This is a genomic window from Candidatus Pelagibacter sp. HIMB1695 (assembly GCF_052047655.1).
Lineage (GTDB): Bacteria > Pseudomonadota > Alphaproteobacteria > Pelagibacterales > Pelagibacteraceae > Pelagibacter.
This window is the reverse complement of the sequence record NZ_JBNAJT010000001.1, coordinates 904,816-920,557: the sequence shown is the minus strand read 5'-3', so window position 1 is coordinate 920,557 and position 15,742 is coordinate 904,816. Positions and strand designations below refer to the sequence as shown.

General features: G+C 32.4%; 15 protein-coding genes. All 15 read left to right on the top strand.

Annotation, left to right across the window (positions count from 1 at the left end; genetic code table 11):
- Genes rplS through mdh form a run of 15 tightly spaced genes read left to right on the top strand, consistent with a single transcriptional unit; the run spans nucleotide 1 to nucleotide 15,741 of the window.
- Nucleotides 1-537 carry a 50S ribosomal protein L19 gene (gene rplS / locus ACTTAX_RS04985; RefSeq protein WP_440693334.1) on the top strand — a complete coding sequence of 179 codons (537 nt, stop codon included), beginning with the start codon at nucleotides 1-3 and terminating at the stop codon, nucleotides 535-537.
- 11 nt (nucleotides 538-548) lie between these two features.
- Entirely contained in the window at nucleotides 549-1,952 is a 1,404-nt protein-coding gene (gene leuC, locus ACTTAX_RS04980) for a 3-isopropylmalate dehydratase large subunit (protein WP_440693332.1), read from the top strand.
- Nucleotides 1,953-2,558 (top strand): 3-isopropylmalate dehydratase small subunit, encoded by a 606-nt coding sequence (leuD, locus tag ACTTAX_RS04975; protein WP_440635413.1) that lies wholly within the window; start codon nucleotides 1,953-1,955, stop codon nucleotides 2,556-2,558.
- Nucleotides 2,551-3,657, top strand: coding sequence for a 3-isopropylmalate dehydrogenase (gene leuB / locus ACTTAX_RS04970; protein WP_440693330.1), 1,107 nt, complete (start codon nucleotides 2,551-2,553; stop codon nucleotides 3,655-3,657). Before leuD ends, leuB begins: the two co-directional genes overlap by 8 nt.
- A gap of 26 nt (nucleotides 3,658-3,683) precedes the next feature.
- The gene (locus ACTTAX_RS04965; RefSeq protein ID WP_440693328.1) at nucleotides 3,684-5,447 is read left to right on the top strand and encodes an acyl-CoA dehydrogenase family protein; all 1,764 of its coding nucleotides are present in this window, start codon (nucleotides 3,684-3,686) and stop codon (nucleotides 5,445-5,447) included.
- A 2-nt stretch (nucleotides 5,448-5,449) separates the two neighbouring features.
- The gene (locus ACTTAX_RS04960) at nucleotides 5,450-7,066 is read left to right on the top strand and encodes an acyl-CoA synthetase (RefSeq protein WP_262589904.1); all 1,617 of its coding nucleotides are present in this window, start codon (nucleotides 5,450-5,452) and stop codon (nucleotides 7,064-7,066) included.
- A gap of 8 nt (nucleotides 7,067-7,074) precedes the next feature.
- On the top strand, nucleotides 7,075-7,851 hold the full coding sequence (locus ACTTAX_RS04955; protein WP_440693326.1) for an alpha/beta fold hydrolase: 777 nt from the start codon (nucleotides 7,075-7,077) through the stop codon (nucleotides 7,849-7,851).
- On the top strand, nucleotides 7,848-8,957 hold the full coding sequence (locus ACTTAX_RS04950; protein WP_440693324.1) for a dimethylsulfoniopropionate demethylase: 1,110 nt from the start codon (nucleotides 7,848-7,850) through the stop codon (nucleotides 8,955-8,957). Before ACTTAX_RS04955 ends, ACTTAX_RS04950 begins: the two co-directional genes overlap by 4 nt.
- A gap of 15 nt (nucleotides 8,958-8,972) precedes the next feature.
- Nucleotides 8,973-9,980, top strand: coding sequence for an aspartate-semialdehyde dehydrogenase (locus tag ACTTAX_RS04945; protein WP_440693322.1), 1,008 nt, complete (start codon nucleotides 8,973-8,975; stop codon nucleotides 9,978-9,980).
- The gene (sdhC, locus tag ACTTAX_RS04940; RefSeq protein ID WP_440635419.1) at nucleotides 9,970-10,353 is read left to right on the top strand and encodes a succinate dehydrogenase, cytochrome b556 subunit; all 384 of its coding nucleotides are present in this window, start codon (nucleotides 9,970-9,972) and stop codon (nucleotides 10,351-10,353) included. Before ACTTAX_RS04945 ends, sdhC begins: the two co-directional genes overlap by 11 nt.
- Nucleotide 10,354: 1 nt before the next feature.
- Nucleotides 10,355-10,681 carry a succinate dehydrogenase, hydrophobic membrane anchor protein gene (gene sdhD / locus ACTTAX_RS04935; RefSeq protein WP_440693320.1) on the top strand — a complete coding sequence of 109 codons (327 nt, stop codon included), beginning with the start codon at nucleotides 10,355-10,357 and terminating at the stop codon, nucleotides 10,679-10,681.
- Entirely contained in the window at nucleotides 10,681-12,456 is a 1,776-nt protein-coding gene (gene sdhA / locus ACTTAX_RS04930; protein WP_440693318.1) for a succinate dehydrogenase flavoprotein subunit, read from the top strand. The genes sdhD and sdhA overlap by 1 nt, the downstream gene beginning before the upstream one ends.
- Entirely contained in the window at nucleotides 12,456-13,235 is a 780-nt protein-coding gene (locus ACTTAX_RS04925) for a succinate dehydrogenase iron-sulfur subunit (RefSeq protein ID WP_440675733.1), read from the top strand. Before sdhA ends, ACTTAX_RS04925 begins: the two co-directional genes overlap by 1 nt.
- Before the next feature lie 39 nt (nucleotides 13,236-13,274).
- Nucleotides 13,275-14,768 carry a CoA-acylating methylmalonate-semialdehyde dehydrogenase gene (locus tag ACTTAX_RS04920; RefSeq protein ID WP_440693316.1) on the top strand — a complete coding sequence of 498 codons (1,494 nt, stop codon included), beginning with the start codon at nucleotides 13,275-13,277 and terminating at the stop codon, nucleotides 14,766-14,768.
- A 10-nt stretch (nucleotides 14,769-14,778) separates the two neighbouring features.
- Nucleotides 14,779-15,741, top strand: coding sequence for a malate dehydrogenase (gene mdh / locus ACTTAX_RS04915; RefSeq protein ID WP_440635423.1), 963 nt, complete (start codon nucleotides 14,779-14,781; stop codon nucleotides 15,739-15,741).
- The last annotated feature ends 1 nt before the right edge of the window (nucleotide 15,742 follow it).

Here is a 15,742-nt window from a genome sequence, read left to right as displayed (position 1 = left end):
ATGAAAACAATTGAAGAGATAAATCAACATAACGTTAAAAAAATACTTTCAGAAAAAAAGATACCTGAATTCTACCCTGGAGATGTAGTTAAAGTAGGTGTTAGAATTACAGAGGGAAAAAAAGAGAGAATTCAATATTTTGAAGGCGTTTGTATTGCAAAAAAAAGCAGAGATTTAAACTCGTCTTTCACAGTTAGAAAAATTTCTTTTGGTGAAGGTGTTGAAAGAACATTTCCACTTTATGGAACTCTAATTGACTCAATTAAAGTTATTAGATCAGGAAAAGTAAGAAGAGCAAAATTATACTATCTAAGAGATAGAACGGGTAAATCAGCAAGGATTGCAGAAAAAATTAGAAAAAAAATTGGTATTGATGTTGATGCAAAACCAGAAACAGTTACTGAAGAAAATGTAGCACCACCAACAGAAGCTCCAAAAGAAGAGGCTCCTAAAGTAGAAGCAGCTCCAGCAGCAGAAGCTCCAAAAGAAGAGGCTACTGCCGAACAATCAACAGAAAGTACTTCAGAAAAAAAATAATTTTTTTTTCAATGTCCACTACTCTTTACGATAAAATTTGGAATGATCATCTAGTAGATCAGCAAGAAGATGGAACAGCTTTATTGTTTGTCGATAGACACCTAATTCATGAAGTTACAAGTCCACAAGCTTTTGAAGGTTTAAGAAATTCAAATAGAAAAGTTCGTCATCCTAATTTAACTCTAGCTGTTGCTGATCATAATGTTCCAACGACAGATAGAACTAAAGGGATATCAGACCAGGAATCGAAATTACAAGTTGATACATTAGAATCAAATTGTAAGGAATTTGGTGTGCAGCTTTTTGGTATGGATGATAAACGACAAGGAATTGTTCATATTATTGGACCAGAACAAGGCTTTACTCAACCAGGAACAGTTATTGTATGTGGAGATAGTCATACAGCAACTCATGGAGCTTTTGGATCATTAGCTTTTGGTATTGGAACATCTGAAGTTGAACATGTTTTAGCAACGCAAACACTTGTTCAAAAGAAAGCAAAAAATTTTAGAATTAATGTTAATGGAACACTTCCATTAGGAGTAACATCTAAAGATGTAATACTTCAAATCATTGGAAAGATTGGTACTGCAGGTGGAACAGGTTGTGTAGTTGAATATGCAGGAGATTTAATAAGATCTTTGAGTGTTGAACAGAGAATGACTATTTGCAATATGACCATTGAGGGTGGCGCAAGAGCTGGATTAATTGCTCCAGATGAAAAAATATTTGAATACTTAAAAGGTAAACCCATGTCTCCAAAAGGAGAAAATTTGGAAAAGGCACTTGAATACTGGAATAGTTTAAAAACAGATGCTGATGCAAGTTTTGATAAAGAAATAAATCTTAATGCAAATGATATTTTACCAATGATTACTTGGGGGACTTCACCTCAAGATGTAATTACAATCGATGGAAAAGTACCAAATCCTCAAAATGAAAAAGATGAGGATAAAAAGAACTCAATTGAAAGAGCATTAAAATATATGGGACTAACACCTGATATGGCAGCAACTGATATCAAGATAGATAAAGTTTTTATTGGAAGCTGTACAAATGGAAGAATTGAAGATTTAAGAGAAGCTGCCAAAATCTTAAAGGACAAAAAAATATCATCTCATGTAAATGCCATTGTAGTTCCAGGGTCAGGATTGGTTAAAGAACAAGCTGAGCAAGAAGGTTTAGATAAAATATTTGTAAATTCAGGATTTGAATGGAGAGAGCCAGGCTGTTCTATGTGTTTAGCAATGAATGCAGATAAATTAAAACCAGAGGAAAGATGTGCATCTACTTCAAACAGAAACTTTGAAGGAAGACAGGGAAGAGGCGGCAGAACGCATCTAGTAAGCCCTGGGATGGCAGCTGCAGCTGCAATCTCTGGTAATTTAGATGATGTAAGAAAGTATCAAAATTAAATGCAAAAATTTAATACATTAAAAAGTATTCCTGCTTATTTACCGATCGTAAATATCGATACAGACATGATTATTCCTAAGCAATTTTTAAAAACAATAAAAAGAACTGGACTTGGAAAAAATTTGTTTTTTGAAATGAGATATGACGATAATGGAAAAGAAATTAATGATTTTGTATTAAATCAGGAACCATTTAATAACTCAAAAATTTTAATTGCAGGAAACAATTTTGGATGTGGTTCATCAAGAGAGCATGCTCCATGGGCATTGTTAGATTTTGGAATTACTTGTGTGATTAGTTCAAGTTATGCTGATATTTTTTATAGTAATTGTTTTAAAAATGGAATTTTACCAATAATTCTTGAAGAAGAAAAAATAAAAGAACTTTCTGAATATGCAAATAGAAAAGAAGAAATTTCTGTAGACTTAAATGATCAAAAAATTATTTATGGAAACAATGAAATTAAATTTGAAATAGATCCATTTAAGAAAAAATGTTTGCTAGAAGGATTAGATGACATTGCTCTTTCTTTAAAAAAATCTGATAAAATTGAAAATTTTGAAAATCAATTAAAAGATAAAAAACCTTGGGTTTTTAATGATTAAAGTAAAAAAAAGAAAAATTCTATTATTACCAGGAGATGGTATTGGGCCTGAAGTAATTGGAGAAGTTAAAAAAATAATTAACTGGTTCAATGATAAAAAATCTTTAGACTTTGAAATAGATGAAGATCTTGCTGGTGGATGTTCTTACGATAAACACGGTACACCTATAACAGATGAAGTTTTTTATAAAGCTTTAGAGAGTGAAGTTGTTATGCTTGGTGCAGTAGGAGGACCCAAGTGGGATAATATTGAGTTTTCAAAAAAACCTGAGAGAGCTTTATTAAAATTAAGAAAAGAATTAAAATTATTTGCAAACTTGAGACCTGCAATATGTTTTGAACAATTAGTTGGTGCATCAACACTTAAACCAGAAGTGGTTTCTGGTTTAGATATAATGATTGTAAGAGAATTGACAGGTGGAATTTATTTTGGTGAACCAAGAGGTATTAAACCAATAGAAAATGGTGAAAGAAAAGGAATAAACACTCATACTTATACTACTAGTGAAATTGCTAGAGTTGCAAGAGTTGCTTTTGATCTTGCTAGAAAAAGATCAAACAAAGTTACCTCTTGTGAGAAATCTAATGTAATGGAAGCTGGACAACTATGGAAAGAAGAAGTTCAGGAACTTCATGAAAAAGAATACAAAGATGTTGAACTAAGTCATATGCTTGCAGATAACTGTGCAATGCAATTACTTAGAAATCCAAAACAATTTGACGTAATTGTTACTGATAATTTATTTGGTGATATGCTTTCAGATCAAGCTTCAATGTTAACAGGATCTTTAGGATTATTACCTTCTGCATCTTTAGGTGCAAAAAATAAAGATGGCGAAATGAGAGCAATGTATGAACCCATACATGGCTCAGCTCCTGATATTGCAGGAAAAGGGCTAGCAAATCCAATAGCAACAGTATTAAGTTTTGCAATGGCTTTAAGATATTCTTTAGATCTTGATAATGAAGCTGATGCTTTAGAAAATGCAGTACAAGCTGTGTTAAATGATGGCCTAAGAACGAAAGATATCCTTTCTGAGGGTATGAAAGAAGTATCTACTTCGCAAATGGGCGACGCGATAATTTCAAAATTGCAATAAACCTCTAAGTATTCTAAGCTTTTCAAATGCCAAGTTATTCTGCACCTGTTAAAGATATGATGTTTCTCTATGAAAAATTAAGAGATAATAAAAATTATAATGATCTTGAAAGATATGATGAAGTTAGCTCAGATTTGGTTAAAGATATTTTAGAAGAAGCAGCTAAAATCAATCAAAATTTAATTTTACCACTTGCTAAAGCAGGCGATGAAAATCCGGCAGTTTTAGAAAATGGTGTAGTCAGAACACCACCAGGATACAAAGAAGCTTATCAAAAATATATTGAGGATGGATGGACTTCATTGTCATGTGATCCAAAATATGGTGGTCAAGGAATGCCAAAAACAGTGAGTGCTTTTTTTGACGAAATGCTGTCTTCAGCTAGTTTATCTTTTAAACTTTATAGTGAATTAAGTATTGGAGCATACAATTGTATTAATCATCACGCTACTGATGAAATAAAAGATAAATATTTACCTAAAATTGTAGAAGGTAAATGGAGTGGCACGATGTGCTTAACAGAACCTGTTTGTGGTACTGATTTAGGTTTACTTAAAACAAAAGCAGTTAGTCAATCCGATGGAACTTATAAAATAACTGGCCAAAAAATTTTTATCACATCAGGTGATCATGACTTAACAGAAAACATTGTTCATTTAGTCTTAGCAAGATCTACCGACTCTCCTCCTGGAACAAAAGGAATAAGTTTATTTTTAGTACCCAAGTTTTTAGTAAATCAAGATGGATCGGTTGGACAAAGAAATGGTATTTCAACAGGATCTATTGAAACAAAAATGGGAATTAAAGGTTCGGCAACTTGTGTCTTAAACTTTGATGATGCAACGGGATACATGATTGGTCCTAAGGACAAAGGTTTAAATGCAATGTTTACCATGATGAATCTTGAGAGAATTGTAGTTGGTATTCAGGGATTGGGTATTTCAGAAATTGCTTACCAAAATTCACTTGCTTATGCAAAAGAGAGAAAACAAGGAAAAACTAATAATTCTAAATCTTCAAATGGTGCAGATTTTATTATTGACCATGCAGACATAAGAAGAACTTTATTAAATATGAAATCTATAATTGAGGGAGAAAGAGCTTTATGCTTTTGGTTGTCTCAACAAACTGAAGTTAGTCTTCATCATCCAGATGAAAAAATTAAACAGGAAGCTTCTGATTATGTTTCTTTGATGACACCTGTAGTTAAATCTTTATTTACTGATTTAGCTATGGAGATTACGAGTGATGCTATGCAGATTCATGGAGGGTACGGTTATACTAAAGACCAGGGTATTGAACAGTTATACAGAGATAACAGAATTACACCGATATACGAAGGAACTAATTCAGTTCAAGCTGCTGATTTAGTATTTAGAAAATTAATAAATAGAAATGGTGATGTAATTTCTAAATTTTTAGAAATGATAAAATCTGAATGTGAAAACAAACATGAAAAGGTAAAATCTTTTACAAAAGATCTTACATATTATCTTGATATTTTATCAAAGTTCACTGGTTGGATTGTAGATAAAAGTAAAATCGAAAAAGATGATGTTTCTGCAGCTGCAAATGACTATTTAAAAACACTTGGTTATATTTCGATTGCTTTTTCATGGATAAAAATCTTAGAAATCAGTTTTAAAGATTATGAAGAAAATAAAGAGTTTTATTCAGACAAAATTAATACAGCTACATTCTACTTTGAAAAAGTGCTACCAAGAGCAGAATATCATTATAAATCTGCAGTTTCAGGTAGCTCAAATATAATGAAATTTAAATTTAATTAGTAATGAACCACTACGATATTAATCTGGATAGAAATAATGCAAATTATGTTCCATTAACACCACTAACATTTTTACAAAGAGCCAAAGATGTTTATCCTGATTATGAGGCTATAGTTTATGAGGATAGAAGCTACACTTGGAATGAAGTTTATAAAAGAGCAGTAAAATTTGCCAGTGCACTTTCTAAAATTGGTATTCAAAAAGGAGACACAGTATCTTTTTTAGCTTTTAATACTCCTGAAATTTTTGAGGCACACTACTCAGTTCCAATGACAGGAGCAGTTTTAAACACAATAAATATAAGATTAGATGCCAATACAATTAATTATATTTTAAATCACAGTGATGCGAAGGTATTAGTTGTAGATAGACAATTACATGTAGAAGTAAAAAAAGCTTTAAAAAATTTAAATAAAAAAATCACTGTTATAGACATTAACGACAAACATGCTGATCAATCGAAATTGGAAAAAATTGGAGATTTAGAATACGAAAGTTTTTTAAATACTGGAGATGAAAATTTTGATTGGAAAATGCCTGATGATGAATGGCAGGCAATATCTTTAAGTTATACTTCAGGTACAACTGGCAATCCCAAAGGTGTTGTTTACCATCATAGAGGTGCGTACTTAATGTCCACGGGAAGTACTGTTGCCTGGAATATGCCTAATCGTTTAAACTTTTTAACAGTTGTGCCTATGTTTCATTGTAATGGCTGGTGCTATCCATGGACAGTTCCAATGTTAAATGGAAGAACAATTTGCTTAAGAAATATTGATGTTAAGAAAATTTTTGAGCTTATTGATAAATATGACATTACTCATTTTGGAGGAGCACCAATAGTTTTAAATATGATAACTGGAGCTCCCGAAAGTGATAGAAAAAAATTAAAGCATAAAGTTTACGTCTTAACTGCTGGAGCACCTCCCCCAAGTATTATTTTTAAAAAAATGAAATCTCTTGGATTTGAAGTTATGCATGTTTACGGTCTTACAGAAACATATGGCCATGTTACACAATGTGCGTGGAATGATGGATGGAATGATTTGGATGAAGATAAACAAAATGAGATTAAAGCAAGACAAGGAGTGAGGTATCCCAATACAGAAGGAGTAACAGTTTTAGATCCAGAGACGATGAAAGAAGTTCCTAAAGATGGAAAAACTATCGGCGAGATTATGATTAGAGGAAACGTAGTAATGAAAGGTTACTTTAAAGATAAAGAAGCTACCGACAAAGCAATGAAAGATGGATGGTTTCATAGTGGTGACTTGGCAGTTATGTTTCCTGATGGATATGTAAAAATCCAAGATAGATCGAAGGATATTATTATCTCAGGGGGAGAAAATATTTCATCAATAGAAATTGAAAATACATTGTCTAAACATCCTTCAGTTTCAATAGCAGCGGTAGTTGCTAAACCAGATGAAAAATGGGGAGAAGTACCTTGTGCTTTCATCGAGATGGTTCAAGATAAGCCTGTTACTGAAAAAGAATTAATTGATTTTTGTAAAGAAACTTTGGCTGGATTTAAAGTTCCCAAAAAGGTCGTTTTTTGCGAACTACCTAAGACATCAACTGGAAAAATACAGAAGTTTGAACTGAGAAAAAAAGTTTAGGAATCTAATTGATATTTGAAATCGAAAATAAAAGTATTTTTGCTTCAGACAATGGCAAAGGTATAGATAAAAACAGAGATACCATTGTTTTTCTTCATGGAAGTGGCTTATCCCATATTGTTTGGTCATTAAGTGAGCAATTTTTTTCAAATAATAATTTCAATGTATTATCAATTGATTTACCAGGACATGGAAATTCTGAGGGGCCATGTTTAAAAACTATTGAGGAAATAGCAGAATGGTTGGAACTTGTATTTGATGCCTTAGATCTTCAAAATTTAATTTTAGTTGGTCATTCACAAGGATGTTTAGAAATACTTGAGTATTCCCATAGATACAAAGATAGACTAAAAAAAATAGTCTTTGTAGGTGGATCCAACAAAATGCCTGTTCATCCTGATTTGATTGAACTTGCGGAAAATGGAGATTCTGATGCAGTAAAGTTAATGATGAAGTGGGGATATGAAGGCTCAAAAAAATTTATAGGTGGAAATCCAGTTGAAAGAATTATTCAATCTCCAAAAGATATAAGTGAAATACTTGCTGTAGATCTTATAGCTTGTAATAATTACAAAAATGGTTCAACCGCAGCTGAATCTATCGAGGTTCCGTCAATGTTTGTTTTTGGTTCTTTAGATAAGATGGTTAATTTAGAATCTGGAAAAAAATTCTCTCAATTGATTAAAAATTCAACTATTCATGTAATCGAAGGATGTGGGCATATGATTATGATTGAAAAAGCATTTGAAATGCGGGACAAGGTTTTAGATTTTTTAAATAAATGAAAAATTATTCAATAGCAAAATCAAGAAGACTTAGAAGTACACCTTATACTTCAAGAATAGAAAAACAAGGTGTAACAGCTTATACAATCTATAACCATATGTTGCTTCCAGCAGCCTTTGGATCTGTAGAAGACTCTTATCATCACTTAAAAGAACATGTTCAAATTTGGGATGTTGCAGCAGAAAGGCAAGTTGAAATTTCAGGAAAAGATTCAGCTAAATTAGTTCAATTAATGACTTGTAGAGATTTATCTAAATCTAAAGATGGTAGATGTTATTATTGTCCTATTATAGATGACCAAGGTGGATTAATTAATGATCCTGTAGTGCTGAGATTAAGTCAGGACAAATGGTGGATATCCATTGCAGACTCTGATGTAATTTTATTTGCAAAAGGATTAGCAATTGGAAATAAATTTGATGTGAAAATCTTTGAACCAAATGTAGACATCATGGCTGTTCAAGGTCCAAAATCATTTAAGTTAATGGAAAAAGTATTTGGCGAAAAAATAACTAAATTGAAATTTTTTGGATTTGATTATTTTAATTTTGAAGGAGTTGACCATTTAATTGCACAATCAGGTTGGTCTAAGCAAGGTGGCTATGAAATTTATGTTCAAAATACTGAGTCTGGTCAAAAGTTATATGATCATTTATTTGAAGCTGGTAAAGAATTTAATGTTAAGCCTGGATGCCCTAATTTAATAGAGAGAATTGAAAGTGCTCTTCTATCATTTGGAAACGATATGGATAACAATGATAACCCGTTTGAGTGTGGTTTTGATAAGTATATTAACTTAGATAGTGATGCAAAGTTTTTGGGTAAGGAAAAATTAATAAAAATAAAAGAAGAAGGAATTACCAAAAAATTGATGGGTATAAAAATTGATATTAATGAAATCAGTGTAACAAGTTCTCTAGATTTGACAGATGAAAACAATAACCTAATTGGAGAATTAAGATCTGCTTGCTATTCACCTCACTTCAAAAAAGTAATTGGTATAGCTATGATGCAAAAAGGATACTGGAATCCTGAGCAAAATGTAAAAGTTGTTGTAAATGGACATAATTGCGCTGGAAAAGTTTGCGATTTACCTTTCATTTAGTATAACAACCCCATCATGAATATAGCTATAGTCGGAGCCACAGGCAATGTTGGAAGAAAAGTACTAGAAGTACTTGAGAGGAAAAATTTGCCTATTTCAGAAATTTTTTTAGTTGCATCTGCAAGAAGTGCTGGTTCAAAAATTAATTTTAAAGGTAAAGACATAGAGGTTGAAAATTTAGAGACTTTTGATTTTTCAAAAGCAAAAATTACTTTTTTTGCGGCAGGTGGAAAAATTTCAGAAGCTTATGCCTCAAAAGCAGCAAGTCACAGTATTGTAATAGATAATTCTAGTTTTTATAGAATGGACCCTGATGTTCCTTTAATTGTACCTCAAGTAAATGCGGATGACTTAAAAAATATAAAAAAAAATATTATTGCTAATCCTAATTGCTCAACTGCACAATTAGTCTTACCATTAAAACCAATCCATGATTTATTTAAAATAAAAAGAGTAGTTGTAGCTACATATCAATCAGTATCTGGTGGTGGGAAAGCACCAATGGATGAATTAGTAGAACAGACTAAGTTAGCACTAGAAAACAAAGCAATTGAATCAAAAAATTTTACAAAACAAATTTCATTTAATTTAATTCCACATATTGATGTATTTGCTGATGACGGATACACAAAAGAGGAATTAAAAATGACCAATGAGACTAAAAAAATTCTAGATCAAAATATTGAATTATCAGCAACTTGTGTAAGAGTACCAGTTTTAGTTTCTCATTCTGAAGCAGTAAATTTAGAATTAGAAAAAGAATTTACAATTGATCAAATTAAAAAATGTCTTGAGAAAATGGAAGGCTGTAAAGTTATTGATGAGAGACAAGATGGTGGATATTCAACACCACTTGAAGCGGCTGGAAAAGATGAGACATTCATTTCAAGAATTAGAGAAGATAAGACTAAAAAGAATTGCTTAAATATGTGGATTGTCTCAGACAATTTACTTAGAGGTGCAGCTTTAAATGCAGTTGAAATTGCCGAAACATTAATAAAAAATAACTTTTATGGAAAGTAAAAGACCCCTTTCTCCTCATATACAAATTTATAGATGGCACATATCCTCACTTGTATCTATTTCTCATAGAATAACTGGAATAATAAATATCTTAGCAATAACTTTAGTTTGTGTCTGGGTTTCTTGGCTAATTTTAGGAGAACCAAAATATGATTTGATAAACTTTTTTTTTAATTCATTTCTTGGAAAATTTGTTGCAATAGGGTTAGCGTGGTCTTTTAGTTTTCAGATACTTAGTGAAATCCGACATATAATAATGGATATGGGTTATGGCTATGAACTGAAGACTACTCGTATAACAGGTTTGATGGTGATCTTTGGTTCATTGATTTTAACTATTTTATTTTACTTAATTGGAAAAAACTTTTTTTAATATGAATTTAGCTACAAAAAAATGGGTGTTTTTAAAATTATCATCAATAATTTTAGTCCCTTTAATGTTTTGGTTTATAATTAATTTCATATCAGTTTATGATGGAGATTATTCCGAAGTAGTTAGTTTTTTTTCAAACAAAATAAATAAGTTTTTATTTAGTATATTTATAATTTTTGCTTATTTTTTTTCTGCCTTAAGTATTAGTGAGGTTTTTGAGGACTATATTTCTAATGAAAAAACCAAATATGTCGCAAACAGACTTCTCTATATTTCTGCTATAATTATTCCATTATTAACAATAATAATTTTACTTAATCTTAAATAATGAGCGCTTATAATATTATAGATCATGAATATGATGTAGTTGTTTTAGGAGCTGGTGGATCTGGCTTGAGAGCCGCTGTTGGATTAAGCGAAGCTGGATTGAAAACAGCTTGTATTTCAAAAGTATTTCCAACTAGAAGCCACACGTCTGCTGCACAAGGAGGTATCTCAGCTGCACTTGGCAACATGGGAGAAGATGACTGGAGATGGCACATGTATGATACGGTTAAAGGTGCAGACTGGTTAGGAGATCAAGATAGTATTGAGTATTTATGTAAAGAAGCTCCAAAAGCTGTTTTAGAATTAGAAAAATATGGAGTTCCATTTAGTAGAACTGAAGAGGGAAAAATATATCAAAGACCTTTTGGTGGAATGACAAAAAATTATGGAAATGGAATTGTACAAAGAACATGTGCTGCTGCGGATAGAACTGGTCATGCAATTCTTCATACACTTTATGGACAAGCCTTAAAACATAACACTGAGTTTTTTATAGAATATTTTGCATTAGATCTTTTAATGAAAGATGGAGCGTGCAAGGGATTAATTGCATGGAATTTAAATGATGGAACAATCCATAGATTTAGAGCACATACTGTAATTATAGCTACAGGTGGATATGGGAAAGTCTATTATTCAGCTACATCTGCGCATACTTGCACTGGAGATGGAAATGCAATGGTATTAAGAGCTGGATTGCCTCTTCAAGATATGGAGTTTGTTCAATTTCATCCAACAGGAATTTATGGTCATGGCACGTTAATAACAGAAGGTGCTAGAGGTGAGGGTGGTTATCTAACTAACTCTAAGGGCGAAAGATTTATGGAAAGATATGCTCCAAATGCAAAAGATTTAGCATCAAGAGATGTTGTTAGTAGATCAATGTCTATTGAAATAAATGAAGGAAGAGGAGTTGGAAAAGATCAAGATCATGTTCATTTAAACTTAAGTCATTTAGATAAAGATATTATTGAAAGTAGACTTCCAGGAATTACTGATGCTGCAAGATTATTTGCAAATGTAGATGTAACTAAAGAGCCTATACCTGTTGTCCCAACAGTTCATTATAATATGGGTGGTATTCCAACAAATTACAAAGCAGAAGTTTTAACTGTTAATGGTTCAGAAAAAACTGTTCCAGGTCTGATGGCTATAGGAGAAGCAGCATGTGTATCTGTTCATGGTGCGAATAGACTTGGCTCTAATTCATTAATTGATTTAGTAGTGTTCGGAAGAGCAGCAGCAAAAAGAGCAGCAGAATTAGTTAAACCCGGAACTCCTCATGAAGAGTTACCTGAGTCTGAGACACAAAAATGTTTAGATAGATTTGATAAATTAAGAAATGCAGATGGAAATAATAGTACCGCAGAACTTAGACTTTCAATGCAAAAAACAATGCAATCTAAATGTGCAGTATTTAGAACAGAAAAAAATTTAAAAGAAGGCGTTGATGATATTAGAAAAGCTTATGATGGAATGGACTCTATTTCTGTTAAAGATAGATCTTTAGTTTTTAACACTGATTTAGTAGAAACTTTAGAATTTGATAATCTAATTAGACAGGCAGTAACAACAGTTGAATCTGCATATCACAGAAAAGAAAGCAGAGGAGCTCATGCAAGAGATGATTATCCAAAAAGAGATGATGAAAAGTTTATGCAACATACACTTGCTTGGTGTGATGGTAAAAATACAAAAATTAGTTACAGACCAGTTCATAAGTCAACCTTGACTAATGAAGTTCAATACTTCCCACCACAAGAGCGGGTATACTAATGGTACAATTAAATTTACCAAAAAATTCTGAAGTCAAAAAAGGTAAATATTTTAAAGACAAAACAGGTTCTAAAAATCTTAGAAAAGTAAATGTTTATAGATGGGATCCGTCTACCGAAGAAAATCCTAGAATTGATACTTACGAAGTTGATATGGATAATTGTCCATCAAAAGTTTTGGATATTTTAAATAAAATTAAAAACGAAATTGACCCAACATTAGCTTATAGAAGATCTTGTGCTCATGGAGTTTGTGGTTCTTGTGCTATGAACATGGGAGGTAAAAATGGTTTAGCTTGCACAACACCTCATTCAGAAATTGATGGAGATATAGACATATATCCACTACCGCACTTGAAAGTTAAAAGAGATTTAATTGGTGATTTAGACGGATTGTATAAACAGTATCAATCTATCGAACCTTGGCTAAAAAATAATTCAAAAAAAGAAACAACAGAAATTTATCAATCCCAAGAAGATAGAGCAAAACTTGATGGCGCTTATGAATGTATTATGTGTGCATGTTGTTCAACATCTTGTCCAAGTTATTGGTGGAATGGAGATAAATACTTAGGTCCAGCAGTCCTTCTACAAGCTTACAGATGGATAGTTGATAGTAGAGATGAAGAAAGAAAAGCAAGATTAAAAAAAGTTGCTGATGAATTAAAACTTTACAGATGTCATACTATTTTAAATTGTACAAATGCTTGTCCCAAAGGCCTAAATCCAGCAAAAGCAATTGCAGAAATTAAAAAAATGTTAGCTACGGCCAATGTTTAAATAGACTATTAAGTTTTTTTGATTTAAAAGACCGTATTCATGAAATTAATAGAGCACTTCGTTAATGGTAAAATAATTCCAGGTTCATCTGATAGAAAAGGAAAAGTATTTAATCCTGCAACAGGAGAACAAGAATCTGAGGTTAGACTTGCAAGTAAATCTGATTTAAATCAAGCTGTAGAAGCAGCCAAAAAAGCATTTGATACTTGGTCTGCAAAACCTCCTTTACAAAGAGCAAGGATAATATTTAAATTTAAAGAACTAATAGAAAAAAACTCTGATGAGTTAACAAAGCTAATAGTATCAGAACATGGAAAAGTTTTTGAGGATGCTAGAGGATCTTTAACAAGAGGGCTTGAGGTAGTTGAGTTTGCTTGTGGAATTCCTCATTTGTTAAAAGGTGAATATTCAGAAAATGTTGGAACAAATGTTGACAGTTGGTCAATGAGGCAACCTTTAGGGGTAGTAGCTGGAATTACTCCATTTAATTTTCCAGCAATGGTACCAATGTGGATGTTTCCAATAGCAATTGCTTGTGGAAATACATTTATATTAAAACCTTCAGAAAAAGATCCTTCATGTCCACTTAGATTAGCAGAGTTACTTAGTGAAGCTGGATTGCCTGAGGGAGTATTTAACGTAGTTAATGGCGACAAAGAAGCTGTTGATGCTATTTTAGAAAATAAAGATATTAAAGCTGTAAGCTTTGTTGGATCCACTCCAATTGCAAAATATATCTACGAAAATTCAGCTAAAAATGAAAAAAGAGTACAAGCACTTGGAGGTGCAAAAAATCACTTAGTAGTTATGCCAGATTGTGACTTGGATGGTGCAGTAAATGGATTGATGGGTGCAGCTTACGGATCTGCAGGTGAGAGATGTATGGCTCAATCTGTTGCTGTTGCTGTAGGAGATATTGGTGATGAACTGGTTTCAAGACTTTCTAAAAAAGCAGAGGCCTTAAAAGTAGGACCTGGTATGGATAAAACCTCTGAAATGGGACCTCTGGTTACAAAAGAGCATTTAGAAAAAGTAAAAAGTTATGTTGATTTAGGAGTTGAAGAAGGTGCTAAATTAATTGTCGATGGAAGAAACTTAAAACTTCAAGGTTATGAAAACGGATTTTATATAGGTGGTTGTTTATTTGATCACGTTAATAAAGACATGAGAATTTATAAAGAAGAAATTTTTGGTCCAGTTCTATCTGTAGTTAGAGTTAAAACTTTTGAAGAGGCTGCACAACTAATCAATGATCATGAATACGGAAACGGAGTAAGCATTTATACTAGAGATGGTGATGCAGGCAGAACATTTGCTAGTAAAATTCAAGTAGGAATGGTTGGTATCAATGTTCCAATCCCAGTTCCTATGGCCTTTCATAGTTTTGGTGGATGGAAAAGATCATTATTTGGAGACAGCGGCATGCATGGCATGGAAGGAATAAAATTCTATACTAAACTTAAAACTGTAACATCACGATGGCCTTCAGGTGTGCGTACAAACGCAGAATTTGTAATGCCAACAATGAAATAAGAGGAAATAAATGAAAAAAATATCTTTAATTGGCGCGGGCCAAATAGGTGGAACACTAGCACATTTAATTGGAATAAAAGAGCTCGTTGATGAGGTTGTTTTATTTGATGTTGCGAGTGGAATAGCTAAAGGAAAGGCTTTAGATATAGCTCAATCATCATCAGTTGATGGATTTAATGTAAAATTATCAGGTACAGACGATTATAAAGATATTAAAGATTCTGATGTTATCATAATTACAGCAGGAGTTCCTAGAAAGCCAGGAATGAGTAGAGATGACCTTCTTGGTATAAATTTAAAAATTATTAAACAGGTAGCTCAAGGGGTAAAAGAAAACGCACCGAACGCCTTCGTAATTTGTATCACCAACCCTTTAGATGTGATGGTTATGGCGTTTCAAAAGTTTTCAGGTTTGCCTGCAAATAAAGTTGTCGGCATGGCAGGAATTTTAGATAGCTCAAGATTTAAACTGTTTTTATCATTAGAGTTTGGTGTGCCTGTAAGAGAGATTGAAGCAATGGTTATGGGTGGTCATGGAGATACTATGGTTCCAATGCCAAGATTTACAAAAGTATCTGGCAAACCTTTATTGGATCTTGTGAAAGAGGGAAAGATTTCTCAAGAGAGAGTTGAAGAAATTAATCAAAGAACTAGAGACGGTGGAGCAGAAATCGTCAAGTATTTAGAAAAAGGTTCTGCTTTTTATGCACCAGCAGCATCGGGAGTTCAAATGGCTGAATCATATTTAAAAGATGAAAAAAAATTATTACCTTGCGCAGTGCAGTTAAATGGTGAGTACGGAGTTGAAAATGTTTATGCTGGAGTACCAGTTGTAATTGGTAAAGACGGAGTTGAGAAAATTGAAGTAGTGGATTTAGATGAAAAAGAAAATAAGGAGTTTATGCACTCTATTGATGCTGTAAAAGCTCTTTGGGAAGCTGCTTCTAAAATAGATCCAGATCTTTCAAAATAAT

What these genes read in the sequence shown, in the direction of transcription:
- ACTTAX_RS04920 (WP_440693316.1), top strand. Translation starts at nt 13,275, where the DNA reads ATGAAATTAATAGAGCACTTCGTTAATGGTAAAATAATTCCAGGTTCA.
- sdhD (WP_440693320.1), top strand. Translation starts at nt 10,355, where the DNA reads ATGAATTTAGCTACAAAAAAATGGGTGTTTTTAAAATTATCATCAATA.
- ACTTAX_RS04965 (WP_440693328.1), top strand. Translation starts at nt 3,684, where the DNA reads ATGCCAAGTTATTCTGCACCTGTTAAAGATATGATGTTTCTCTATGAA.
- ACTTAX_RS04945 (WP_440693322.1), top strand. Translation starts at nt 8,973, where the DNA reads ATGAATATAGCTATAGTCGGAGCCACAGGCAATGTTGGAAGAAAAGTA.
- leuC (WP_440693332.1), top strand. Translation starts at nt 549, where the DNA reads ATGTCCACTACTCTTTACGATAAAATTTGGAATGATCATCTAGTAGAT.
- leuD (WP_440635413.1), top strand. Translation starts at nt 1,953, where the DNA reads ATGCAAAAATTTAATACATTAAAAAGTATTCCTGCTTATTTACCGATC.
- ACTTAX_RS04960 (WP_262589904.1), top strand. Translation starts at nt 5,450, where the DNA reads ATGAACCACTACGATATTAATCTGGATAGAAATAATGCAAATTATGTT.
- leuB (WP_440693330.1), top strand. Translation starts at nt 2,551, where the DNA reads ATGATTAAAGTAAAAAAAAGAAAAATTCTATTATTACCAGGAGATGGT.
- sdhC (WP_440635419.1), top strand. Translation starts at nt 9,970, where the DNA reads ATGGAAAGTAAAAGACCCCTTTCTCCTCATATACAAATTTATAGATGG.
- ACTTAX_RS04925 (WP_440675733.1), top strand. Translation starts at nt 12,456, where the DNA reads ATGGTACAATTAAATTTACCAAAAAATTCTGAAGTCAAAAAAGGTAAA.
- sdhA (WP_440693318.1), top strand. Translation starts at nt 10,681, where the DNA reads ATGAGCGCTTATAATATTATAGATCATGAATATGATGTAGTTGTTTTA.
- ACTTAX_RS04950 (WP_440693324.1), top strand. Translation starts at nt 7,848, where the DNA reads ATGAAAAATTATTCAATAGCAAAATCAAGAAGACTTAGAAGTACACCT.
- mdh (WP_440635423.1), top strand. Translation starts at nt 14,779, where the DNA reads ATGAAAAAAATATCTTTAATTGGCGCGGGCCAAATAGGTGGAACACTA.
- rplS (WP_440693334.1), top strand. Translation starts at nt 1, where the DNA reads ATGAAAACAATTGAAGAGATAAATCAACATAACGTTAAAAAAATACTT.